Here is a 23,683-nt window from a genome sequence, read left to right on the forward strand (position 1 = left end):
CGGGTCGCGCGCGCCGGTGCCCAGCGCGTGCAGTTCGCCGATCGCATCGGCCCTGCGGCGGCGCTTCCGGCGCTGCTCCCCGAGGGAACGCTCGATGCAGCGCGTGCGGCGCTCGGCCCGCTGCTGGACGTCGACCGCGACGGATCGCTGCTGCGCACCCTCGCCGTGGCCCTCGACCACAGCGACCGGCCCGCCGTGGTGGCATCCGTGCTCGGAGTGCATCGGAACACGGTGGCGGCGCGGCTCGAGCGCGTGCGCTCGTTGGGCATCGACCCGGGCGACCCGCAGCAGCGCCTGGCGATCCACATCGCCGCGAAGCGGCTGCTCGAGGCGGGACCGGAGCGAGGTCAGGGGACCGGCACGCCGTAGCCGCCACCCCCACCGGACTCGCAACGCAGCACGTCGCCCTGTCGCACGCGCATCGCGTTGGCCTTCAGCAGCGAGCGCTCGTCGGGGCGTCCGGGGTTCAGCGTGACCTGCGGCGTCGCGCCCGACTCGCCGCCGAAGAGGCCCCACGCGGGCGTCTCCGAGCGCTCCCACCAGAGCGAGAGTTCCTGGTCGGCCTCGAAGACGTACTCGCGCACGACGCCGTCGCCGCCCCGGTGCGCGCCCGCGCCGCCGGAGCCGCGGCGCACCTCGTAGCGCTCGACGCGCACGGGGAACAGCGTCTCGAGCACCTCGACGGGCATGTCGCGCAGCGACCCGTTGACGTTGTTGATGAGGGCACTCTCGCCGTCGCCGTCGCTCCAGGCGCCCCAGCCGCCGACCGTCGCCTCCTGAGAGAGGAACTCGCGTCCGGTGCGCGGGTCGGTGCCCATCATCTGCACGATGAGCGAGTCGCCGTAGCTCGCCGCGGCGACCGCGTCGGGCATCGCCTCGGCAAGCGCCTTGGTGACGAGGTCGATGAGCAGGCCGAGGTGCGAGTAGTAGTACTGCACGGCGGCGGGCTCGATGGCGCCGAGCACCGAGCCTGGCCGAACGTCGACGTCGAGGTGGCGGAACGAGCCGCCGTTCAGGGGCACATCCGGGCTCAGCAGCGCCTTGTACGCGACCCGGCATGCGGCCACGGCCTGCGCGGCACCGCAGTTTACGGGTCCGGCGGTCTGGTCGGCCGACTCGGTGAGGTCGATGCGGATGCGGCCGTCGGCGACCTGCACGCGCACCCGGATGCGGATCGGCGTGTCGAGGTCGATGCCGTCGTTGTCGAGGCATCCGTCTGCCGTGTACTCGCCGTCGGGCAGGGTCGAAAGGGCGGATGCCTCGAGCGCGGTGGTCTGCGCGAAGTAGGCGTCGCGGGCGGCGTGCACGGTCTCGAGGCCCCAGCGGGCGAACACCTCGCGGGTGCGGTCGGCGCCGGTGCGCACGCAGGCGATCTGGGCGCGCAGGTCGCCGACGAGCGGTTCGGGGAACCGCGAGTTGTCGGCGATGAGGTCGATGACGGGTTGCACGGGAACGCCGCCGGCCATGATTCGGGTCGCGCCGAGCCGCAGGCCCTCCTGATGGATGCTCGTCGAGTCCATCGACCCGCCGGGGTCCTTCGAGCCGAGGTCGATCCAGTGCGCCCGGCTCGCGGCGAAGCCCAGCAGCTCGCCGCCGTCCTCGCGCTCGAAGATGGGCGCGTACACGGTGACGTCGTTGAGGTGGGCGCCGGCGACGTAGGCGTCGTTCAGCACCCAGACGTCGCCGGGCTGCCACACGTCGGCGCTGAACCGACGCTCGGTGTGCCGGGTGCACTCCTCGAGGTTGCCGAGGAAGATGGGCAGGCCGCTCGACTGCCCGAGCACGTCGTGGTTGCGGTCGAGGATCGCGACGGCGCAGTCCTTCGCCTCGTAGATGGTGGGCGTGTACGCCGAGCGGATGAGCGTGGTGTTCATGTCCTCCGCGGCCTGCAGCAGCGCGCAGCGGATGATCTCGGTACGGACCGGGTCGATGGTGGTCATGCGTTCAGCTCCAGGACGAGGTGGCCTGCGGATTCGCGGCGGATCGAGGCTCGCGGAGAGACGACGGTGGTCGTGGTCTCCTCGACGACGAGCACGGGGCCGGCGAGGGTTTCGCCGATGGGCAGCGCGTCGCGGCGGAGCACGGGCGTCTGATGGGTCGCACGGTCGAAGACGATCGGCACGGTGCGGGTGACGGATGCCGCGGCCTCGTGCCGTTCGCCGGTGAGGTGCCCGAACTCGTTGACGCCGAATCCGGTGACGCGCACGCTCACGAACTCGACGGGCGCCTCGGGTGTGGCGTGGCCGTAGCGGGCGGCGTGCTGACGGCCGAAGCGCTCGGCGACGCGCTCGAGGAAGTCGTCGCGCGCAGGCTCCGCCGGGTCGTCGAGCAGCACGGTCAATGTGTAGTCCTGGCCTTCGTAGCGCATGTCGACGGCCTGCTCGAAGCGGCGGCGGTCTGTGGGCACGCGCTGCGCGCCGAGTTCCTCGCCCGCGCTGTCGATGAGCCGTTGCACCGAAGCGGCGAGTTCGCGGCGGTCGAGCTCGTTCTGATGCACGTAGTGCTGGGCGCTGAGGTCGCGTCGCACGTCGGAGCCGAGCATGCCCCACGCCGAGAATGCGCCGGGGAACTCCGGGATGAGCACCTCCGCCAGGCCGAGTTCGCGAGCGATCGCCTCGGCGTGCATGGGACCGGCGCCGCCGAACGCGACGAGCGCGAAGTCGGCGGGTTCGCGGCCGTGCTCGACAGTCAGGGTGCGGATGGCCTGCGCCATCTTCGCGTTCGCGATGTCGAGGATGCCCTCGGCCAGGTCGACGGCCTCCATGCCGAACCCAGCGGCGAGCAGGCCGACGGCGTCGTGCGCGGCGGCGACGTCGAGGCTCATGCGGCCGCCGGCGAACCAGTCGGGGTCGACGCGCCCGAGCACTGCGTTCGCATCGGTCACGGTCGGCTCGGTGCCGCCGCGTCCGTAGCAGGCGGGTCCGGGCTGGGCGCCCGCCGATCGCGGGCCGACGCGCAGTGCGCCGGCCTCGGCGTATGCGACCGAGCCGCCGCCGGCGCCGATGGTGTGCAGGTTCACGAGCGGCATGAGCACCGGGAACCCGTCGGCCGTGCCGTCGCTCGAGATGTCGGGACGTCCGTCGAGCACGAGCGATGCGTCGAACGAGGTGCCGCCCATGTCGATGCAGATCGCGTCGTCGCGGCCGAGCATGCTCATGAGCGCCGCACCGCCGGCGGTGCCGCCGACCGGTCCGGAGAGCAGGGTCTGCAGCGGATGCTCCGCCGCGTACGCGGCGCCGACGATGCCGCCGGAGGACTGCATCACCTGGACGCCGCTCGTGATGCCCTCGTCGGTGAAGCGCGACTCGATGCGCTCGAGATAGCGCCGAACGACGGGGCCCGTGTATGCCTCGAGCACGGTCGATGAGGTCCGCTCGTATTCGCGCCACTCGCGGGCGACCCGGTGCGACAGCACGATGACGACGTCGTCGCCGAGCTCGTCGCGCAGCATGCGCTCGACCTCGAGTTCGTGTGCTTCGTTCGCGTACGCGAAGAGCAGGCAGACCGCGATGGCGTCGTACCCGCCGGCACGGGCGCGAGCTGCGACATCCCGAACGGATGCCTCGTCGAGCGGCCGCAGTTCGCTGCCGTCGTGCCGGAGCCGACCGCCGATCTCGACGGTGTCATCGGCTCCCACGAGGGGTGTCGGCTTGCGGTAATGGATGTCGAACATGCGCGTGCGGTTGCCGCGGGCGATCGTGTAGACGTCGCGCATGCCTTCGCTCGTCGCAAGGAGCACCTTCGCGCCTCGGCGTTCGAGCAGAGCGTTCAGGCCCTGGGTGGTGCCGTGCACGAACGAGGCGATCTCGTCGGCCGGTACGTCGAGCTGCGCGATGGCCGCGAGCACGCCCTCGGTGAGGTCGCCGGGCGTGGTGTCGGCCTTCGAGGCGCGAACGATCCCGGTGTCGGTGTCGTGGACGACGATGTCGGTGAACGTGCCGCCGATGTCCATGGATACGCGGTATCGCATGCCATGCCTCCTTGCGTCTGTGGTGCTGGGTAGCAGCGTAGGAGGAGGCGAATCCGGTCGACTGTGCGCGCTGCACAGCTGGGGTGTGACGCGTGTGCAGTCGGTCAGGTCACTGCGTCAGCGGGTCTGGTGTTCGGGCGACCTCGCGGCGACCGGCCCGCCCAGCGGCTGCCAGACGTCCTCGTGGAGGTGCTCGATCCGGAGACCGTCGCGGGCGCGCACCAGCACCGCGCTGTTGCGGGAGAGCTCGGGAATGGCGGGTGCGCCCGAGCCGTCGACGCCGTCGACACGGAGCCACCAGGTGGCGATCACGACCTCATCGATCGTTCGGATCGTGAGGTGTTCGACAGTGAGCGCGGTCTCCACGAATCGGTCGGAGAGCTCTGGCGGACTCACTGCCGGGGCGTCATGGGTCGATGCGGGCTGTTCCGACGCGGCACGCCCGGCACGCAGGCGTTCAAGGCCGACGGGCCCGGCAACCAGGTCGGGAGCGGCGGAGTCGAACATCGTGATCGCGGGGGAAAGCCACGCGTCGATCACCGTCGTGTCGCCGCGGAGGTATCCGCTGTAGATCTCGTCGAGAAGGGCAGCCACCTCGGGCGTGGTCGCGTCGTCGGGCTCGGAGACGTGCATGCCGTGAGCGTACGGCCGACCGGCGGATCGGCGCGCATCGGGCGGTGCGAAGTGGCGGGCAGACCCGCTCATCACGGCCGCGGAAACGGTTCAGCGCTGAGGACCACAGCGTCCGACCGTGCGGCTGATGAGACAGTGAGACGAACCGGTCAGGGAGTGAGCAGCGTGGTGAGCGCATCGGACCAGATCGGGAACGCCGCCCACCCCGCGATCACGACGCCGACGAACACGCCGAGCCCCCAGACCCCCCGACGCCGGCTCGCGCGGTCGACCGCGATCCGCAACCGGTCGAATCCGTCATGATCGACCGGCTCGTCCCCAGGCATCCGCCCCCATGCCCCGGGCTGTCCCGCGACCGAGGCAAGGCGCTCCACCTGCTCGGGCGTCAGCACCACCGGCCGGCGCCGCAGCCATCTGACCAGGTCGGTCTCGCGCACCACGACGACATCCGCGGGTCGCTCGCGCACCGTCATCCGCTTCGCCCCGGCGATCGCGATGATCGGGGTGACCTCGACGGGCGTGCCCACGGCCACGGACAGCAGGTTCGCCGTGCGCTTCGCCTCGTACGCGGCGTTGCGCAGATGGTCGGTGCGCTGGCCGTTCACGAGGATGCGCTTCGCGCCGACCCACACGGTCTGCCCGCGGTGGTGCTTCGTGTTGATCGTGAACACGCCCGCCGGCCCGATCACGACGTGGTCGAGGTCGCTCGAGCCGGATCCGATCGGGACCGAGTGCAGCACGACCCACCCCGGTCCAAGCGCCTCGAGGCGCCGCGCGACCTCGAGCTCGCCGAGTGCGCCCAGGTACCAGGGCTCGGCGTCGCGTCCGAGCGGCGAGACGCCGAAGAACCGCTGCACGGCGGTGTTCGGCGGCACGGTCGACTGCACGCGCAGGCATTCGGCGATGACGGATGCCGCGGGGCGGCGGTGGGCGAGGGAATCGACGCCATGCACGTCGGCGGGGATCGGGTCAGGCGATGACGTCATCGGTGGGCTCTCGAGTCGCGGCAGGGTGGCTCGATCGTTCCAGCGAGGTCGAACCGGACGGAATCCCCCGAAGAGGGGTGAGTCGTCGGCCCGACGACCGTGTGCTTCGACATCGGGCGCCGGTAGCGTCGGAACATGCCGGAAGAGCTCGTGCGCATCCTCGACGATGCGCCGCCTGCTGCCTCGCTCAGCCCCTCTTCCCAATCGCCCGACACGCTTCGTCGACTCAGGCGTTGGGACCGGATGAAGGCCGATCTGGCCCTCTCAGAGGAGCACCTCGAGCATCTCCGCGATCAACTCGGGTTCATCGACGCGAGCTGTGCTCGCTTCGATACGGGAGTGCACGCGGAGGCGAAACGACTTGCCATCGCGGTGCGCGTGCTCGCCTACGACACGGCGGTCAGCACGGGATTGCTGACTCGCATGGGAGTGACCCAGGTACTGCCGTGGGCGGATGGGACGATCCCGGGCGGGCCACGCGTCGTGAGGCGGGCGAAGGAGCTCGGGGTGGCGCCGGTCGGCTCCCTCCTCACGGTGATCCCGAGCGAAGCGGATGCGACGTGGGCGCCGGCGTTCTCCCAAGTGCCGTTGGGTCCGCACCGGGTCGGATTCACCTACTGGTGGCAGGTCCCGAGGATCTTCGACAACCGGGGGACGGAGGCGTCCCGCCGCGAGGTCGTGCTGTGGCTGGCGCATCATGATGGCGGTGCGCACGTCGACACCCTCCCGGACGCGTACCGAGCGATCGCGCGCGGCAGCAGTGTCGGCGACTTCTTCAGCAGATTGGGCCGGTCCGCGAAGGACGACTCGCCGGTTCCGGCAGCGATGCGTCAGATCGCCGAGGAGGTGCGGTTCACGGTGCGGTCGGCATTGGGCGATTCGGTGGGCTGAACCGAGCCTCCCGCTCGGGCAGTCGGTTCAGCGCCGCGAAACCCACCGTTGACCCAACCTTCAACCCCCGCTATCGTCGCAAGGCTGCGCACCCGCGCGGCATCCCGGAGACCTGCACGAGGAAGGACGAGCCGCCGTGTATCTGCAGCGCACGAATCGCCAGTCCTTCATCGAGCCCGCGAAAAGCCGCCAAGAGCGGCGGCTTCGCACGCTCGAGCAGGTGCTCGAACCGGCACGCTGACGCCGCCGCGGCCCGATGGCCGCGAGCAACCGCGTCACCCCGTGCCATCCGAGGCCCGGGGTTTCCTTCCGTCTGCGCGCGACGGGAGCCCTCGGGCTCCGCGATCCGCACCGACCCGCCCGCCCGCGAACGCGGGAACGGAGCGGTGCGACATCCAGAACGCAACGCAACCAGACAGGAAAGGAACATGGAGAAGCTCTCCGCACGGCTCGTGTCGTGGGCGAGCCTGATCGACGAGAAGACCGTCGAGCAGGCCCGCACGTCGTCGACGATGCCGTTCATCTACCCGCACCTCGCGCTGATGCCCGACGCGCACCTGGGCCTCGGCGCCACCGTGGGGTCGGTCATCCCGACGCTCGGCGCGATCATGCCGGCGGCGGTCGGCGTCGACATCGGCTGCGGCATGATCGCCGTGAAGACGCAGTTCGAGGCATCCGACCTGCCCTCCGACCGGAGGGAGGTCCGGGAGCAGATCGAGCGCGCCATCCCGCTGTCGGCCGGTCACGCGAACCGCAAGGTGGTCGCGACCGCCGAGCCGCGGATCGCCGAGCTCGAGGCGCTCGCCGAGGCGAAGGGGTTCGACCCGGCACGATACCTGGGCGACTGGCAGCTGCAGCTGGGTTCGCTCGGCAGCGGCAACCACTTCATCGAGGTCTCGCTCGATGAGGCGGATGCCGTGTGGCTGTTCCTGCACTCCGGAAGCCGGGGCGTGGGCAACAGGATCGCGCAGCACCACATCCGGGTCGCGCAGGAGCTCTGCCGCAAGTGGTGGATCGACCTGCCCGACCGGGACCTCGCGTACCTCGTGGAGGGCACGCCGGAGTTCTCGCGGTACATCGCGGAGCTGCGGTGGGCGCAGCACTTCGCGCTGCTGAACCGGGAGGAGATGATGGACCGGGTCATCCGGCAGGTCTCGGAGTGGGTCGGCGCGCCGGTGGAGGAGCGGGAGCGGATCAACTGCCACCACAACTTCACCGAGAGCGAGGAGCACTTCGGCAAGCGGGCGTGGGTGTCGCGCAAGGGTGCGATCCAGGCCGATGCTGGCCGGCCGGGCCTGATCCCGGGTTCGATGGGTACCGCGTCGTACGTGGTCGAGGGGCTGGGTGATCGGATGTCGCTGAACTCCTCGCCGCACGGTGCGGGCCGGACGTACTCGCGCTCCGCCGCCCGGCGGACCTTCACGCAGGATCAGCTGCGGGAGGCGATGGCCGGCATCGAGTTCCGCGACACCGACGCGTTCATCGACGAGATCCCGGCCGCGTACAAGCCGATCGACCGGGTGATGGCGGATGCCGCGTCGCTCGTGCGGGTGCGGCACACGCTGCGGCAGGTGGTGAACGTGAAGGGGGACTGAGGCGCCCTACGCCGCTCAACAGAGGGTGACGGATGCCGCGGCTCGCGCCCGCTCGGCGACGGGTGGGCGCGAGTCGCGGTGCTCCACGTCGCCCGACTGACTGCGGCAGTCGAAACGTGCGAGTGCGACCTCCCCATGCCTGCCGCGGCTCATAGGCTTCCGTTCATGGCCTCTGGATCCGAGAGTGAAGAGCCTGATGTGCTGAACGCGCTACGTGATTTCGTGGCCGAACGCGATTGGCGACAGTTCCATACGCCAGCGAACCTCGCAAAGAGCATCAGCATCGAGGCGGGCGAACTCCTCGAGTGCTTCCAGTGGGATGATGCGGCGGAAAGTGAGCGTGTCGTCGAGGAACTCGCGGATGTGCTGACCTACTGCTACCTGCTCGCCGACCGGCTCGGCGTCGATCCGGGCCGCATCATTCTCAACAAGCTCGCGCAGACGCGGAGCAAGTACCCGGTCGATCGAGCACGTGGCAGGAGCGCGAAGTATGACCAGCTTTAGGGTGGAGCACTTTCCGTTCTCCAAGCAGGCGGTGCGGACGTGGGCTGAACCCGACGGGCGACACGCGAATTGGCCCGTCGTGTACACGATCAGCGACCACGCCGAGGTCTACGTCGGTGAGACGTTGAACGCGGCGGGTCGGCTCCGGCAGCACCTCGACAACGAAGGCAAACAGCATCTCAACGCTGTTCGTATCGTGATCGACGAGACCTTCAACAAGTCCGCTTGCCTCGACCTCGAGTCCTACTTGATCCGACTCTTCGCGGGCGACGGACGATTCAAGGTGATCAATCGCAACGAGGGCATCACCGACGCTGACTACTACGACCGGGTGAAGTATCGCAACACGTTCGACGAGATCTTCGAACAGTTGCGTACGGCGGGAATGTTCACCCGGGGCATCCCGGAGATCGAGAACAGCGACCTCTTCAAGCTCTCGCCCTTCAAGGCCCTCAACCAAGAGCAAGCAGTCGCTATGGAAGGCATCCTTGAAGGGCTCTTCGAGGACTTGGAGCAAGGCACTCGCAGCACCGTAGTGGTTCAAGGCGATCCCGGTACCGGTAAGACGATCGTCGGTGTGTTCCTCATGAAGCTGCTGCGCGACATCCAGGCCGCGAATGCCAATGATCGGCCGGAGACCGATTCGCTCTTCTCCGACTTCTTCCTCGAGGATCATTCGGAGTTGCTGCGTGATTTCCGGATCGGCATCGTCGTGCCACAACAATCCCTGCGCAGGTCGATCCAGAAGGTCTTCGCGAAGACCCCCGGCCTCGACCGTCAGATGGTGCTCACCCCCTTCGAGGTCGGCGGGTCGGACGATGATTTCGATCTGCTCGTGGTCGACGAAACCCATCGGCTGAATCAGCGCGCCAATCAGCCAACGGGCGTGCTCAACAAGAAGTTCCGAGAGATCAACGGTGCCTTGTACGGCGACGACGACCTGACCAAGACCCAGCTCGACTGGATCCGTTCCAAGAGTCGCCATCAGGTCTTCCTTCTGGATGAAGCGCAGGCCGTCCGGCCGGCGGACCTGCCGAGGCCCCTCCTCGGTGAACTCGTACGTGAGGCCAAGGGAGCCCATCGCTTCTATCCACTCGCTTCGCAGATGCGGGTCGCAGGCGGTGCGGACTACATCGACTTCATTCGGCGCCTACTGCGCGCTCAGGCTTCCGATGCCGGAGCTTTCGCAGGCTATGACCTGCGGCTGTTCCAGAATCTCGGTGAGATGCACGATGCGATCCGTGCTCGGGACGAAGAGCATGGACTTGCGCGCCTGGTGGCTGGCTACGCCTGGCCGTGGAAGTCACGCAAGGACGCTTCGGAATTCGACATCGAGCTCGACGGGGTGGCCTTGCACTGGAACCGCACGGCGGTCGACTGGATCAACTCCGAGGGGTCTATCGACGACGTTGGCTCGATCCACACCGTTCAGGGCTACGACCTGAACTACGCCGGAGTGATCATCGGCGAAGACCTGAGACTCGACCCGTTGACCGGCAAGGTGCGCGCCCATCGCGCCTCCTATTACGACACCAAGGGCAAGGAGAACAACCCGACCCTAGGCATCACTTACGACGACGAAGCCCTGCTCGAGTTCATCTTGAACATCTACGCGGTACTACTCACCCGTGGGATACGCGGGACGTACATCTATGTATGTGATCCTAGACTTCGGTCGTATTTCGAATCATTGCTGGGTACCGGAACCCAAGCGCGGCTACAAGCGACCCACTCCCGCAGGCGCTCGGAAGGAGCACAGTCACGACTCTAGGAACGCGGCGCGTCGGGCGAAGACCGAGTCACGAGATACTCATACAGACTTGTCTCGATCGGCGAATCCATGTTCAGTCGCATCCTTACAACGTCCAATTGCGCACGTTGCCCAACTGGCATTTGCTCCTGGCGGGCTTCCGCCGAATGTGCTCGGCCCAGATAGTAGAAGTCGGAGCCTTCGGCGTCATCCTTCTTCGCGAAGAGATGCAGAGGAACTCGGTTCTCAACGATTGCCCGAACCTCATTGCTTCGCAGCGTCCTGCGACTTCGAGTGAACCATGTAATCGCCGATTCGCTTATGAACTCATCTTCATATCTAGTGCTTTCGGAGACACTATCTGCCTTGTGATAAGTAATGAAGATAGGACACGTGCTTGAGGTGTAGTCGACCTTGTAGCCATAGATCGTGCTCTGTTCATTCGACTCCCAGTTGAGAAGCCGGCAGGCGTCCTTTCGTGAGTATCGTTGCCCGACCTCGAGAGTTCCGAACCACCGATAGTGGTGCCGAGCGAGGTACAGACCGGTCTCAATAACATCCCAGATGTGGGCGGCGAAAGTTTGGCTCGAGCGCATGAGTTCGCGAAGGCGAGGATCGAGGTTGAACATTCCGTCGACGAGCGTGACCAGGGGTCGACCGCCGTACTTGCGGCGCTCAGCCTCCGTGAAGAACTCCAGAGAGAGAACCCTACTCACAGACCGCACGGTGGAGGATTCCGAATTACACCGTTCACGTTCGAGGAGCCGAACGTAGTCGTCTTGTGTGACAGAACCCTCGTCAGCAAGAAGCGACTGAAGTAAGAGCAATTCGTGAGGACGCTTGCCGTTGAGCAACTCGGCGGACAGGAATGTCAGGACCGCCTCCTGAGCCTCTGTGGGAGCGCTATCGACGCGCTTCAATGCGACGAGGAGGCTCCAGTAGCTTCCTCGCTTCCCAGCGACAACCGTTGGATCGGCTGCGTCGAAGCGGGCAAAATCCATTAGGCGCGGACTGTGGCCAAGCCGGTTCTCCAGCTCGACAAGAGTCCGCTTCAAGTTTTGCATGCTGTCGAGCGAGGTATTTGCCAGCGATTCAAAGATGCGATCGCGTGAAATTGCATCGAAGTTGACGCTGGAAAGCCCGGATATTGCACCCGCTTCCTGGGCGTCGATCAAGCGCTTGCGGATCGAGTCCTTGTTGAGACTGTTGTCGCCAAACAATGCGATGGGGATCAAGTAATTGTTGGCGTAGTTCCCAATGAAATCGATTACAACTAGATGGTCCTTCCCGGCGGCCTTCCGCAGCCCGCGGCCAAGCTGCTGCGTGAAGATGATGCTCGACTGCGTTTGTCTCAACATCACGACCTGATTGACGGTGGGGATATCGATGCCTTCGTTGAATACATCGACCGTCAGTATGTAGTCCAGCTCGCCTCGCTCGAGCTTCTCGACCGCGGACTCCCGCGTTCCGATTGAGTCGTCGCCGGTGAGCGCGACAGTGCGAAGACGCCTTCCGTGGACCTGTCGGTCGTTGAGTAGGTTCGAGAGTTCGATCGCCTCGTGCTTACGGCTGCAGAAGATTAGGCCCCGGACGGACGCTCCGGCATGTCCATAGGTTGCAACGGCGCGCACAATGTGGTCCGCGCGCTCGGGCGCTACTAGCTGAGACAAATTGGAGGTGTCGTCGATGATGTCGCCCTCCGCCGTCTGGAAGTCGGTCACCCCGTAGTAGTGGAACGGAGCGAGCATGTCTTCCTCGAGCGCTTTTTGGAGGCGAATCTCGTACGGAACATTAAAGTCGAAGAGCTCGAAGATATTGAAGTCGTCTGTACGCTCGGGTGTGGCTGTAACTCCCAGAATAAACTTGGGCTGCAGGTAGTCGATCATGCGCCGGTAGGTGCCGGCCCCGGCGCGATGGACCTCATCGATGAGCACGTAGTCGAATGCATCGGGGCGGATGAGGCGCAGATTTTCTGGGCGTGAAAGAGACTGGACGGTCGCGAACACATAGCGCCGATCGACCTCGCGGGAACTTCCGACAAACTTGCCGAAGTCGTCTCTGGGCGCATCTAGTACTCGACGAAACTCGTCGATTGCCCGATCCAGAATCTGCTCGCGGTGGGCGATGAATAGGACGCGAGCGGGATCGACCGAACGCACATCGAGCGCCGAGAGAATCGTCTTTCCAGTTCCGGTCGCGGAGATCACCACTGCACGCTCCTCGCCGGCGTCGCGTACACGCTGGATCTCCGCGAGCGCCTCATTTTGCATCGCATTCGGAACGACGGCGCCCTGAGGAATCGGGTCGTCGTCTTCCGGCGTCAAGGGCGTGTGTCGAGGAGGCGGAACGTACGAAGCCTCGTACGAATCGACCCAGCCTGGGGAAAGTGGTGTGCACTCCGCGAGTTGGGCGGTCAGCGCACCACGAATCTGATGAACGATGTCGCCGTCCGGTAGCGCGGAGAACCGCAGGTTCCACTCGTGATTTGTCAGCAGCGCAGTCTCGGTTAGATTTGAGCTTCCGATTATCGCGGTCATACTCTCGTCTTGCTCGAAGACGTACCCCTTCGCATGGAAGGCACCTTTTGCAGCTTGGTGAATATAGACCTCGACTCGTGCGAGGTTCAACAGTTCCCTGAACGCAGCAGGGGAATTGAACCCGAGGTAGGTCGACGTGACTATCGTACCTTCGCCCTCAAAGTCAAGCAGCGCCTGCTTGAGCATCGCGATTGCGCTGGGCGTTACGAAGGCGACTGAGAATGTGAAACTCTTAGAGCGGCGTAGCTCATCGCGGATCGACCGAAGCATTGTGTTTGTGCCTTGGTTCGAGACCAGCAAGGGGTGATAGCGCTGTTCGGCGTCAAGGGCCGAGCTGTCAAAGCCAAACGCGTTGTCACGGCGAATTTGCCCTGAGATGGAGCTCACGAACCGCGGCCCGTCACGCCGCACCGGCAGCGTGGTCCTGCATGACCTTCTGGACCGCAGGCACGTCTGCGGGCGCCCACTCCACGCTGTCGAGAACGGGTATGGGAATCCAACGAATCGCGGAGTGTTCGGTCAACTGAGGCTCGCCGCCGATCAACGTCGCATAATAGGTCGTAAGCGTAACGACGCCAAACGGGTACTCATGACTGGTGGTCTCGACGTGATCACCAATCTGCACTGTGCAGAGAAGTTCTTCGTCCATTTCGCGCGCGAGCGCCTCCTGTGGCGTCTCGTCCGCTTCGACCTTTCCGCCCGGGAACTCCCACAGGCCCGGGAGCGACATCGCTGCGCTACGTTGAGCTGCCAGGACAGTGTCTTCCCTAACGACTACGGCACCGACAACGTTGATTTGCTTCTTCACAGGCGTACTCCGCGCAGCTCCTGGATTGGTGTTTGTATGCAGCTTAGAGTCTCCTTCGTCTGGTGCAGCGGCAGGGCCCAGGACTGATGTCGGCATCAGAGTAGCTCGTGTGGTGCGGTCGCTAGCTGCGGTGCGAGTCAGTGCACGACCACGTCGATGCCCGCCCCGATGCATCCGCGCCCGCACCAGGATCGGGTGACCGGAAAGGGGTACCTCGAGCCGATGGACGAGCGCGTGCGGCTCGGGCGGAGGCGGCGGGCGCGGTTCGACGGGTATGCGGCGATCACGGTGCGGGACGCGGCATCCGCTGCCCAGCTCGCCAAGGAACTCGATGTGCGCGACGACGTCAAGACCGCCTACGTCGAAGGCGGGCCGACGCGGCCGGCGGTGAACGCGTGCGAACGAGAGGTGCCTATGTGCAGCGGCTAAGGCCGACGACCCCCAGACCTGGGGGCTGCCTGTGCGTTCCGTCAGCCAGTACGGTCATTGAGCAGACGAAAGGGCCCTACTCCCGATGCCGAACAACGCGCCTGCGGGCTGGTACGACGACGGATCCGGACGCCAAAGGTGGTGGGACGGAAGTGCCTGGACGGACCGGTTCGGCGACGAACTCACCCCCTCTCCTCCCAAGTCCGTGAGCAAGGCAAGCACATGGAGGGCCTTGCCGACAGCGAAGCGATGGTTGGTCGTTGGCGGCTTCTTGATCCTCTTGGTGGTGGGGACGAGTGGCGGCTGGGGCGCACTTTTCGCATTCATCGGCTTTGCCGCTCTGATCGTCGGTGTGATCGGGCTTGCGCGAGGCTCCTTCGAATTCATCGGGATTCGCACACGACCGATTGCGGCGGCGGTCGTCGCCGGCGCGTTGGTCGTGATGATGGTCGGAGCCGGGATCACCGGCAGCTCGGCTTCGAAGGTCAGCGCGGAGTCCGACGCGAGTCATTCGCTCGTTTCGCCGACCATCACTCCGCGGGCAACCGCCTCTCCGACTCCGACGCCGGTTCGGGTCGTCAAGCAGGAAAAGGAAACTGAGGCGATCCCATTCGGTTCGTCCTCGGTCGATGACTCGAACCTCGATGTCGGGCTCACGGAATTGCGAACGCCCGGCGCTGACGGCGAGCGCACGGTCACCTACGAAGTCGTCATTGTCGATGGCGTACAGATCAGTCGGACGAAGCTCCGCGAAACGGTCACCAAGCAGCCTGTGGATGAAGTCACCGCGGTCGGAACGAAGGTTCCGCCGCCGCCCCCGCAGCCGGCTCCCGAGCCCGAACCTGCAGCGCCGAGTGGCTGCGACCCGAACTACGAGTGGGCGTGCGTGCCTATCGCCTCCGACGTCGATTGTGCTGGCGGAAGCGGCAACGGGCCGGAGTACGTATGGGGACCCGTGCACGTGATCGGATCGGACATCTATGACCTCGACCGCGACGGCGACGGGGTTGGCTGCGACTGAGCGGAGGTGACCCTCCGAAGGTAGTGCCTGGCCATATCGCCGAACCCGCACATCTCGCTCATCGAACGGTGCGAGATCGATCAGGCGGGACTCGCACGACCTTGGCCTTGGTCGGCCCTGACGAGTCGTTCGGTCCGTCGCTGGGGTATTCAACGCTGGTTCGTCGACCGCATCATGGGCAATGTGGGCCGGACGGACCAGATATCGAGCGGTTGCCTGCATCGCCTGGCGAGGGTCGTCTCCTCCGGGCCCACCCCGATGCATCCGCCCCCACCCCGGCGCATGATCGCCACGTAACCATCAGAAGTGGCCGGCCGCCCGCGCGCGGCGCCCAGCGCACGCGCGCGCACGACCGCCATCCGCAACGGAGGGGAGCGGATCATGGGCATGATCGACGGCACGGAGCTCGACCCGGTCGACGCACAAGACGTGCAGCGGCGGGTGGTCGTGAAGGTCACCGATGCGGCGCGGCGCGAGCGGGCGTTGAAGGAGCGTCCGGGTGAGCGGCGGGCGGGGGAGCAGGAGGACGACGTCGGGCGCGAGCTGGTCGATGCGGTCGGGTACCTCGGGGATGTGCTCGCGGAGTACCAGCGGCGGGTGGCCGGGGAGGCGTACCTCGAGCCGATGGTCGGGCGCGACGAGCGCGAGCGGCTCGGGCGGGGGCGGCGGGCCCGGTTCGACGGGTATGCGGCCATCACGGTGCGGGACGAGGCATCCGCTGCCGAGCTCGCCAAGGAACTCGACGCGCGCGACGACGTCGAGACCGCCTATGTCGAGGGCGGGCCGACGCCGCCGCCGGTGAACGCGGGCGACGACCCGCGCAGCGGGAACCAGGGGTACCTGGATGCCGCGCCCGACGGCATCGACGCGCGGTGGGCGTGGGGTGCGACGGATGGCACGGGCATCGGGTTCGTCGACCTCGAGCAGGGGTGGACGCTGAACCACGAGGACCTCGCGGCGGCCGGCATCACGATCATCTCGGGCGTGAGCCAGGCGTACCACGGGCACGGCACGGCGGTGCTCGGCGAGGTCGTCTCGGTCGACAACACGAAGGGCGGCGTGGGCGTCGCGCCCGGGGCATCCGCTCGGGTCGTGTCGCAGTACCGCACGTCGACGAGCTACAGCACCGCGGCGGCCATCATCTCGGCGGCCGACGCGATGTCGCCGGGCGACGTGCTGCTGCTCGAGGCGCAGACCACCGCGGGCGGGTCGTCGACGTCGTACCTTCCGGTCGAGGTCGAGCAGGCGGTGTTCGACGCCATCCGCGATGCGGTCGACGCCGGCATCGTGGTCGTCGAGGCGGCCGGCAACGGCGGCAACGACCTCGACGACTGGACGGATGCCTCCGGCCGCCACCTGCTGAAGGTCGGCGACGACGACTTCCGCGATTCCGGGGCGATCATGGTCGGCGCCGCGTCATCCGCCGCGCCGCACGCGCGGCTGTCGTTCTCGAACCACGGCAGCCGCATCGACTGCTACGCGTGGGGCCAGAACGTCGACACCACGGGCGACGGATGGACCGGCACCTCGACCACGGCGTACACCGGGTCGTTCGGCGGGACGTCCGGTGCCAGCCCGATCGTCACGGGCGCCGCGGTGCTGCTGCAGAGCTGGCGGAAGGCGCGGAAGGGGAGTCCGTTCTCGCCGGGGAGCGTGCGTTCGTGGCTCTCGTCTTCGCTCAACACTCCCAGCGCTAACCCCGCGACCGACCGCATCGGCGTCATGCCGGACCTGAGGGCGATCTTCGACCGCATCGAGAAGAACGAGCGGTTCCGCATCGACGGCCGGTTCGTGTACTGGGTGTACATCCTGTTCGGGATCATCAACGATGCGCCGGGCGTGATCTGGGTGCCGGGCAAGGGGCCGGTGCCGGTCGATCCCGACTGGCGTTCGCATGCGGTGCGAGGGCGGCGCGAGCTCGTCGCGGCGATCGCGAAGGAGGCGCGGGCGTTCGACGGGCGGTTGACGCCGAAGCAGCTGGACCGGATCGCGGAGAAGGCGTTCAAGAACCTCGGGCGGTGAAGGGCGGATGGCCCGGGGGCGCCGTGATCCGCATCCATCGAGCGCCTCGGCGTCGGCGCGGGTGTCGGCGGCGCAGCGCGTGTCGGTCAGTCGCGTACCAGCTCGACGAGACTCGCGAGCTCGGGGAAGCTGCGCGAGACGGTGACCCAGACCGCGTCGACCTCGGCGCGGTCGTCGTGGTGCGCGACGAAATCGCGGTTGCGCGCGGCCTGCGACCAGAGCGGATCGGTGAAGCGTGACGGATCGGCGGTGACGAGGCGCTTCGCGAGATCGCCGACACGGTTCGACAGAGCTTCGAATGCCAACGGGATCGCTGGATCGCGATCGAAGTCGGCGCGACCGCGGGCAACGAGAGCCGAGGCGGTCTCGAGCGTCGCGGCGAGGTCATCGAGCCAGCGCTCGATGCGGTCGGCCGGCCTCACAGGTCGACGGCCTCGGCGATCACGTCGCGGTCGCGGTCCGGGTCGAGTACGTCGCCGATGACGCGAGATCGCCCGCGCGTCGGTACGGCCGGCCGCCGAGATGCCGCGAACGGATGGTTCGAAGCCGGCGATTCGACCAGTTCCGGCATCTCGATCGGACGGCAGGCGTCAGCGCCGCGCGCCGTCGGGCGCCGTGCTCCACAGCGCCCACGCCACGAGCACCGGCTGCAGGAACAGCCGCAGGAACCGCGCCCGGTCCGTGCGCATGAGCGGCACCGATCGGCCGGTGCGCCAGTGGTGGATGTTGCCAGGGAACACCGCCACGAAGAACGCCGCGATCGCGAGGCCGACGCGCCGGCGCTCGCGGGGGAGCGCCACCGCGGCCGTGCCGAGCATGATCTCGGCCGCGCCCGACGCGATCACGACGGCATCCTTGTCGGCCGGCTCGGTCGCCACCCAGTCGGGCACCGCGATGCGGAACCCCTTCCGCGCCCAGAACAGGTGCGAGAGCCCGGCGAACACCAGCATGCCGGCGAGCAGCCAGCGCGCGACCGAGCGGATGACGGTGAGCGGGCCGGAACGGCGGGGGCGTCGGGTTCGTGCAGGGCGTCGGGTGCGGGTCGGCATCGGGCCAGTCTGGCAGTCGCGCTCGCCGATGGCGGCGGGCGACCCGCGCCGGTTCCGGCAGGGCGCCCGCGCGAAGCGCTGCCTACTCCTCGACGCCGGGGTCGCCGCCGTCGAGCCCGCCGTCCGTCGACTCGCTCATGGGCTGGGCGTCGCCGGTCTCCGACGTGCTGCCGTCGCGCACCTCATCCGGATCCTCGGTGCGCTCCCGAGCGTCCTCGTAGCCGTCGGGTCGCTCGGGCATCTCGGCTGATCGATCCGTGTCGCTCATCAGCGGCTCCCTTCCTCGGGGACGGCGACGCGGTCCGAGCCGCGCGGCCGTCGCGTGATCTCCGTTCCAGCCTCGCCCGATCTGCGCGGCACCGGCAGGGCTTGACACCCGTCGCAGGTCGCGTCCGGGCCTCGGCCGCTCACCGCGACCGTCGCGCGAAGGGCCGTGCGGGCGAGCATCCGCCCACGCGACCCTCGCGACGCCGGTTCGAAGTCGGATGCCTCGAGCATCGCGCCGATCAGTACGGAGATCTCCCACGTGGACGCGCTCCGCTCGTCGTAGTGCCACTTCTGCGCCTTTCGGAACCTGACTTTCCGGCGAAAGTGGCAACCCGCGAGGGCGACGAGCGGGCGCGGCGCGGGCGGGCCCAGCAGTGGGTGGGCACGCGCTCGGCGGGAACGCGAGCGGGGCCGCGCGAGTGCTCGTGCACTCGCGCGGCCCCGTGGCATCCGCTGTCGCCCCTCAGCGAGGCGCTCAGCCCCGCGTCAGACCAGCGCCGCCTCCCGCTTCGCGGCTTCCATCCGGCCGAGCCGCTGCCACGTCTCGACGACCGTGTCGGGGTTCAGCGAGATCGACGAGATGCCCTGGGCCATGAGCCACTCGGCGAAGTCGGGGTGGTCGCTCGGGCCCTGGCCGCAGATGCCGACGTACTTGCCGCGCGAGACGCACGCCTCGATGGCCATGCTCAGCAGCTTCAGCACCGCGGGGTCGCGCTCGTCGAACACGCGGGACATCTCGGCCGAGTCGCGGTCGACGCCGAGCGTGAGCTGGGTGAGGTCGTTCGAGCCGATCGAGAAGCCGTCGAAGTGGTTGAGGAAGTCGTGCGCGAGCACCGCGTTGCTCGGAACCTCGCACATCATCACGACCTGCAGTCCGTTCTGTCCGCGCACCAGGCCGTTCTCGGCGAGCGCCGCGATGACGGCCTCGGCCTCGGCGATCGTGCGCACGAACGGGATCATGATCTTGATGTTCGTCAGCCCCATCTCGTCGCGCGCGAACTTCAGCGCCTGGCACTCGAGGTCGAAGCACTCGCGGAACCCGGGCGACACGTAGCGCGACGCGCCGCGGAACCCGAGCATCGGGTTCTCCTCGTCGGGCTCGTACCGCTCGCCGCCGATCAGGTTGGCGTACTCGTTCGACTTGAAGTCCGACATCCGCACGATCACCGGGTTGGGGGCGAACGCGGCCGCGAGCGTCGAGACGCCCTCGGCGACGCGCTTGACGAAGAAGTCGCGTGCGCCGGAGTACGGCGCGATCCGCCGGCGGATCTCCTTCGCCACCTCCGGGGCCTGGTCGTCGACGTCGAGCAGCGCCTTCGGGTGGATGCCGATCTGGCGGTTGATGATGAACTCGAGGCGGGCCAGGCCGATGCCGTCGTTCGGGGTCTGGGCGAAGTTGAACGCCTGCTCGGGCGTGCCGACGTTCATCATCACCGACGTCGGGATCTCGGGGAGGTCGCCGAGGTCGGTGTACTCGATCGAGTAGTCGAGCGTGCCGTCGTAGACGTACCCGGTTTCGCCCTCGCCGCACGAGACGGTGACCTGCTGGCCGTGGACGAGGGCCGAGGTGGCATCCCCCGCACCGACGACGGCGGGTACGCCGAGCTCACGGGCGATGATCGCGGCGTGACAGGTGCGCCCGCCGCGGTTGGTGACGATGGCCGAGGCGATCTTCATCACCGGCTCCCAGTCGGGGTCGGTCATGTCGGCCACGAGCACGTCGCCCGGGTTGAACTCGTGCATGTCCTCGATCGAGGTGAGCACGCGTGCCGGCCCCGCGCCGATCTTGTGCCCGATCGCGCGCCCCTCGGCGATGACGGTGCCGCGCTCGTCGAGGCTGAACCGCTCGGTGCGACCCGTCCGCCGGGCGACGACCGTCTCGGGTCGGGCCTGCACGATGTACAGCCGGCCGTCGATGCCGTCCTTCGCCCACTCGATGTCCATGGGGCGGCCATAGTGCTTCTCGATGCTCACCGCGTAGCGGGCGAGCTCCTCGATCTCTGCGTCGTTCAGGCTGAAGCGTCGCGCCTCGGGCGGGGTCACCGGCACGAACTCCACGGTGCGGCCGACGGTCTTCGACTTCGTGTAGATCATCTTCGTGGCCTTCTCGCCGACCGTCCGCTTCAGGATGGCGGGGCGCCCGGCGTTCAGCGCCGGCTTGTAGACGACGAACTCGTCGGGGTTCACGGCGCCCTGCACCACGCCCTCGCCGAGTCCGTACGCCGACGTGATGAGCACCGCGTTCGAGAAGCCCGACTCGGTGTCGAGCGTGAACATCACGCCCGACGAGGCGAGGTCGCTCCGCACCATCCGCTGGATGCCCACCGAGAGCGCGACGTCGAGGTGCGCGAAGCCGTGGTGCACGCGGTACGAGATCGCGCGGTCGTTGTAGAGGGACGCGAAGACCTCGTGCACGGCGCGCAGGATCTGGTCGATGCCGCGGATGTTGAGGAACGTCTCCTGCTGGCCGGCGAAGGATGCGTCGGGGAGGTCCTCGGCCGTCGCGCTCGATCGCACAGCCCAGGAGACCGGGTCGTCCGGGTCCTCGCCCTCGGTGAGCGCCGCGTAGGCGGACCGGATCTCGGCCTCGAGGTCCTCCTGCAGCGGGGTCGAGATGATGTCCTCGCGGATGGCACGGCCGGCCCGGGCGAGGGCCAGCGTGTCGGAGCTGTCGAGGGCGAGCAGGGTCGCGGCGATCCGGTCCTCGAGGCCGGTCTGCGCGAGGAACGTGCGGAAGGCGTCGGCCGTGGTGGCGAAGCCCTCGGGCACGTTCACGCCCGCAGCGCCGAGGTTGTGGATGAGTTCACCGAGCGAGGCGTTCTTGCCGCCCACCTTCCCGATGTCGTCGAGGCCGAGGTCGGAGAGCCAGAGGATGTTGGTGGTCACGGTGGACTCCCTTTCATGAAGCGATGGGGACCGGTGTGTTCCGGTGATTCGAGATTGCCTCACAAACGGGGCGTGCCCTCGCCAGAACGGGACGAAAGAATCGCATAAATTACGCGAATCGTGCGGAAATCACGCCCTTGACCGACCTAGTACGCAAAGAACGTGTGAATATTTCGTGCGTATTACACGATCGGGTGCGTGGCGAGGTGCGCGGCCGTCAGGCCCCAGCGGGCGGCGTCGCCTCGCGCAGCAGCCGGAACTCGTGTCGGCCGAGCAGCCTGAGCACCCACTCGGCGGGCGGCCCGAACGCCCGGAGGCCGGCATCCGTCGCCATCGGCTCGGGCGCCTCGACGGCGATCTCGCGACGCTTCCAGCCCACGGTGCCGCCGCCCGCGGCGATGAGGTTGCGGTACCAGTTCACCTCGTCGCCGTAGGTGAGCTCGGCGACGAACCCACCCGGCACGCGCGCCAGGATCAGGGGCGTCTCGAACGTACGGCCGCTCCTGCGCCCCACGGTGCGCACGAACGAGAACGGCGGGATGCCGCGGCGCGCCATCCCCAGCGTGACGTGGTTCAGCGTGTGGTTGATGAACGTCAGCCACCCGCGCGTGAACCGTCCCATCGCCATGCTCCGACCGTACGGCGCACCGAACGTGGCGTCGAGCGGATGCCCCGCGGTTCGCGGCGCGTGCGGGCGCCGTGCCGCGGCATCCGTCGTCGTCGCCGGAGCGGGCGGCGCCCGCCCGACCTACCGGTGCAGGTGCGCCGGCTGCCCGGTCGCGCCGCGGATGTCCTTCTCCGCGGTGTGCAGCATCCGCTCGGCGAGGTTGCGGAGCGCGCGCGAGACCGCGAGCTCGTCGCCGATCTCGGGCACGCTCGGATCGAGCGGATTGCGCTGCGCGTGGCCGTCGCCGGTTACGTCCAGGCCCGCGGGCGTGTGCAGGCTGACGTGCGCCCACGTCGTGTCCTCTTGCTCGTCGATGTCGACGGTGACGCTCCACTGCTTCGTCGCAGTCATGGAACTCACCACCCCTCCCCGGTCGGTTCCATCGTCAGCGTAGCCACGGGGCCGGAGGGCGGCGGCAAGTCCGTGCAAGGTGTCCACTCGGCGGCGATGCGGGTGCGGGTGCGGGTTCGCAGGATGAGCCGGGCGATGGTCGCCTGGGCGGATGGATCGGGCGCGTCATCCTGCGAACTCGCACCTTGCACGAGATGCCCGCGCCACCGCCCGCGCGCCACCGCCCGCGCGCCACCGCCCGCGCGCTACCGCACGAGCCCGATCGCGAGCCCGTCCCACCCCTTCGCGCCGACGGTCTGCAGCGCCGTGGCATCCACCCGCGGGTCGCCGCCCAGCAGCTCGAGGCCGCGCCTCGTGCCGACCACCATCGGGTCGACGCTGGCCCCGTCGGCGACCTCGCCGCCGCGGCCGATGTTGTCGACGACGATGACGGTGCCCGGATGCCCCAGCCGGATCGCCCAGTCGAGGTAGAGCACGTTCGACTCCTTGTCGGCGTCGATGAACACGAGGTCGAACGGCTCCTCGCCCAGCCCGGCGAGGCGCTCGCCGAGGAGGGGCAGCGAGTCGGCGGCGCGCCCGACGACGATCTCGACCCGGTCCGAGACCCCCGCCCGCTCGAGGTTGGCGCGGGCCACGGCCGCGTGCCGCTGCTCGAGCTCGAGCGTCACCACCCGGCCGTCCGGGCGGATGCCGCGGGCCAGGTGGATCGTCGAGTACCCGCCGAGGGTGCCGATCTCGAGCGCACGTCGGGCTCCCGTCATGCGGGCGAGCAGGGTGAGGAACGCGCCGGCGAGCGGCGTGACCTCGATCGCCGGGAGGCCAGCGGCGAGCGAGTCGCGGCGGGCGGCGACCAGGTCGGGGTCGTCGTCGAGCAGGGTCGCCGCGAGGTAGTCGTCGACGCGGCGCCAGTTCTCGAGGGTGGGTTCGGTCATGGCGTCAGCATCGTCCGGGTGGGGCGGGGCGTCAACGGGGTGCCGAACACCTCAGCCGCGCCAGGCCCCGAGCTTCTCCGGGTTCATCACGATCCACACGTCGACGACGCGCCCGGCGACCACGTTGAAGTTCACGATGCCGATGAGGGCGTCGCCGCGGACGACCGCGAAGCCCGTGCCATCCGTCGTCGCCCGCGGCTCGATCCGGTCGCTCGGGTTCTTCGCGAGCAGCCCCAGCAGGAACCGCGCCACGTTCTCGGCGCCGAGCACCGGCCTGCGCGCCGCCGAGACGACGCCGCCGCCGTCCGAACGCAGGGTCACGTCGGGGTCGAGCACGCGCGTGAGCGCGGCGAGGTCCCCGGCCTGCGCGGCGGCCGCGAAGGCG

Annotated in this window: 22 protein-coding genes; 8 read left to right on the forward strand and 14 right to left on the reverse strand. The window is 68.0% G+C overall.

Annotation, left to right across the window (positions count from 1 at the left end; genetic code table 11):
* On the forward strand, positions 1-369 hold a 369-nt coding region (locus ESO86_RS01460), incomplete at its 5' end, for a helix-turn-helix domain-containing protein (RefSeq protein WP_165307207.1).
* Here ESO86_RS01460 and ESO86_RS01465 read toward each other — a convergent pair.
* The 4 genes from ESO86_RS01465 to ESO86_RS01480 form a co-directional block, all read right to left on the reverse strand.
* Entirely contained in the window at positions 348-1,940 is a 1,593-nt protein-coding gene (locus ESO86_RS01465) for a hydantoinase B/oxoprolinase family protein (RefSeq protein WP_129233124.1), read from the reverse strand. The two genes, ESO86_RS01460 and ESO86_RS01465, sit on opposite strands and share 22 nt — an antisense overlap.
* Positions 1,937-3,970, reverse strand: a complete 2,034-nt coding sequence (locus ESO86_RS01470) for a hydantoinase/oxoprolinase family protein (protein ID WP_129233125.1) — start codon at positions 3,968-3,970, stop codon at positions 1,937-1,939. Before ESO86_RS01470 ends, ESO86_RS01465 begins: the two co-directional genes overlap by 4 nt.
* A 117-nt stretch (positions 3,971-4,087) precedes the next feature.
* Complete coding sequence (locus ESO86_RS01475; RefSeq protein WP_129233126.1) at positions 4,088-4,603, reverse strand: hypothetical protein; 516 nt, start codon at positions 4,601-4,603, stop codon at positions 4,088-4,090.
* A 149-nt stretch (positions 4,604-4,752) separates the two neighbouring features.
* The gene (locus ESO86_RS01480) at positions 4,753-5,589 is read right to left on the reverse strand and encodes a nuclease-related domain-containing protein (protein WP_129233127.1); all 837 of its coding nucleotides are present in this window, start codon (positions 5,587-5,589) and stop codon (positions 4,753-4,755) included.
* Positions 5,590-5,724: 135 nt separating this feature from the next.
* Between ESO86_RS01480 and ESO86_RS01485 the strand changes: the two genes are divergently transcribed.
* From ESO86_RS01485 to ESO86_RS01500, 4 genes are all read left to right on the forward strand, one after another.
* Positions 5,725-6,480 (forward strand): hypothetical protein, encoded by a 756-nt coding sequence (locus ESO86_RS01485; RefSeq protein WP_129233128.1) that lies wholly within the window; start codon positions 5,725-5,727, stop codon positions 6,478-6,480.
* Between the two features lie 428 nt (positions 6,481-6,908).
* The gene (locus ESO86_RS01490; protein WP_129233129.1) at positions 6,909-8,075 is read left to right on the forward strand and encodes an RtcB family protein; all 1,167 of its coding nucleotides are present in this window, start codon (positions 6,909-6,911) and stop codon (positions 8,073-8,075) included.
* Between the two features lie 165 nt (positions 8,076-8,240).
* Complete coding sequence (locus ESO86_RS01495) at positions 8,241-8,579, forward strand: nucleotide pyrophosphohydrolase (protein ID WP_129233130.1); 339 nt, start codon at positions 8,241-8,243, stop codon at positions 8,577-8,579.
* Complete coding sequence (locus tag ESO86_RS01500) at positions 8,566-10,350, forward strand: DUF2075 domain-containing protein (RefSeq protein ID WP_129233131.1); 1,785 nt, start codon at positions 8,566-8,568, stop codon at positions 10,348-10,350. Before ESO86_RS01495 ends, ESO86_RS01500 begins: the two co-directional genes overlap by 14 nt.
* Here ESO86_RS01500 and ESO86_RS01505 read toward each other — a convergent pair.
* Entirely contained in the window at positions 10,347-13,253 is a 2,907-nt protein-coding gene (locus tag ESO86_RS01505) for a DEAD/DEAH box helicase (RefSeq protein ID WP_129233132.1), read from the reverse strand. The two genes, ESO86_RS01500 and ESO86_RS01505, sit on opposite strands and share 4 nt — an antisense overlap.
* A 13-nt stretch (positions 13,254-13,266) precedes the next feature.
* A complete protein-coding gene (locus ESO86_RS01510) occupies positions 13,267-13,674 on the reverse strand; it encodes a (deoxy)nucleoside triphosphate pyrophosphohydrolase (protein WP_129233133.1) in 408 nt (135 codons plus the stop codon).
* A gap of 195 nt (positions 13,675-13,869) precedes the next feature.
* On the opposite strand from ESO86_RS01510, the gene ESO86_RS01515 reads away from it, so the two are divergent.
* The 3 genes from ESO86_RS01515 (at position 13,870) to ESO86_RS01525 (ending at position 17,146) form a co-directional block, all read left to right on the forward strand.
* Positions 13,870-14,103: a hypothetical protein gene (locus tag ESO86_RS01515; protein WP_129233134.1), complete on the forward strand. Its 234-nt coding sequence runs from the start codon at positions 13,870-13,872 to the stop codon at positions 14,101-14,103.
* Between the two features lie 85 nt (positions 14,104-14,188).
* Complete coding sequence (locus ESO86_RS19875) at positions 14,189-15,124, forward strand: G5 domain-containing protein (RefSeq protein WP_129233135.1); 936 nt, start codon at positions 14,189-14,191, stop codon at positions 15,122-15,124.
* 387 nt (positions 15,125-15,511) lie between these two features.
* Positions 15,512-17,146, forward strand: a complete 1,635-nt coding sequence (locus ESO86_RS01525; RefSeq protein WP_207206975.1) for a S8 family peptidase — start codon at positions 15,512-15,514, stop codon at positions 17,144-17,146.
* Between the two features lie 86 nt (positions 17,147-17,232).
* Here ESO86_RS01525 and ESO86_RS01530 read toward each other — a convergent pair whose 3' ends face one another.
* From ESO86_RS01530 to ESO86_RS18510, 8 genes are all read right to left on the reverse strand, one after another.
* Positions 17,233-17,451: a ribonuclease HepT family protein gene (locus ESO86_RS01530; protein WP_129233136.1), complete on the reverse strand. Its 219-nt coding sequence runs from the start codon at positions 17,449-17,451 to the stop codon at positions 17,233-17,235.
* A 285-nt stretch (positions 17,452-17,736) separates the two neighbouring features.
* On the reverse strand, positions 17,737-18,195 hold the full coding sequence (locus ESO86_RS01535; RefSeq protein WP_422836466.1) for a DoxX family protein: 459 nt from the start codon (positions 18,193-18,195) through the stop codon (positions 17,737-17,739).
* Positions 18,196-18,277: 82 nt separating this feature from the next.
* Positions 18,278-18,463, reverse strand: coding sequence for a hypothetical protein (locus ESO86_RS01540; RefSeq protein WP_129233137.1), 186 nt, complete (start codon positions 18,461-18,463; stop codon positions 18,278-18,280).
* A gap of 485 nt (positions 18,464-18,948) precedes the next feature.
* A complete protein-coding gene (gene ppsA, locus ESO86_RS01545) occupies positions 18,949-21,348 on the reverse strand; it encodes a phosphoenolpyruvate synthase (RefSeq protein WP_129233138.1) in 2,400 nt (799 codons plus the stop codon).
* A 217-nt stretch (positions 21,349-21,565) separates the two neighbouring features.
* Positions 21,566-21,976, reverse strand: a complete 411-nt coding sequence (locus ESO86_RS01550; RefSeq protein ID WP_129233139.1) for a PNPOx family protein — start codon at positions 21,974-21,976, stop codon at positions 21,566-21,568.
* A gap of 120 nt (positions 21,977-22,096) precedes the next feature.
* Positions 22,097-22,366 carry a DUF1876 domain-containing protein gene (locus ESO86_RS01555; protein ID WP_129233140.1) on the reverse strand — a complete coding sequence of 90 codons (270 nt, stop codon included), beginning with the start codon at positions 22,364-22,366 and terminating at the stop codon, positions 22,097-22,099.
* Positions 22,367-22,611: 245 nt separating this feature from the next.
* Positions 22,612-23,298, reverse strand: coding sequence for an O-methyltransferase (locus tag ESO86_RS01560; protein ID WP_129233141.1), 687 nt, complete (start codon positions 23,296-23,298; stop codon positions 22,612-22,614).
* Between the two features lie 51 nt (positions 23,299-23,349).
* Positions 23,350-23,683, reverse strand: a 334-nt coding sequence (locus ESO86_RS18510; RefSeq protein ID WP_340638827.1) for a nuclear transport factor 2 family protein, incomplete at its 5' end; no start/stop codon positions are given.

Source organism: Agromyces binzhouensis (genome assembly GCF_004135055.1).
GTDB classification, from domain to species: domain Bacteria; phylum Actinomycetota; class Actinomycetes; order Actinomycetales; family Microbacteriaceae; genus Agromyces; species Agromyces binzhouensis.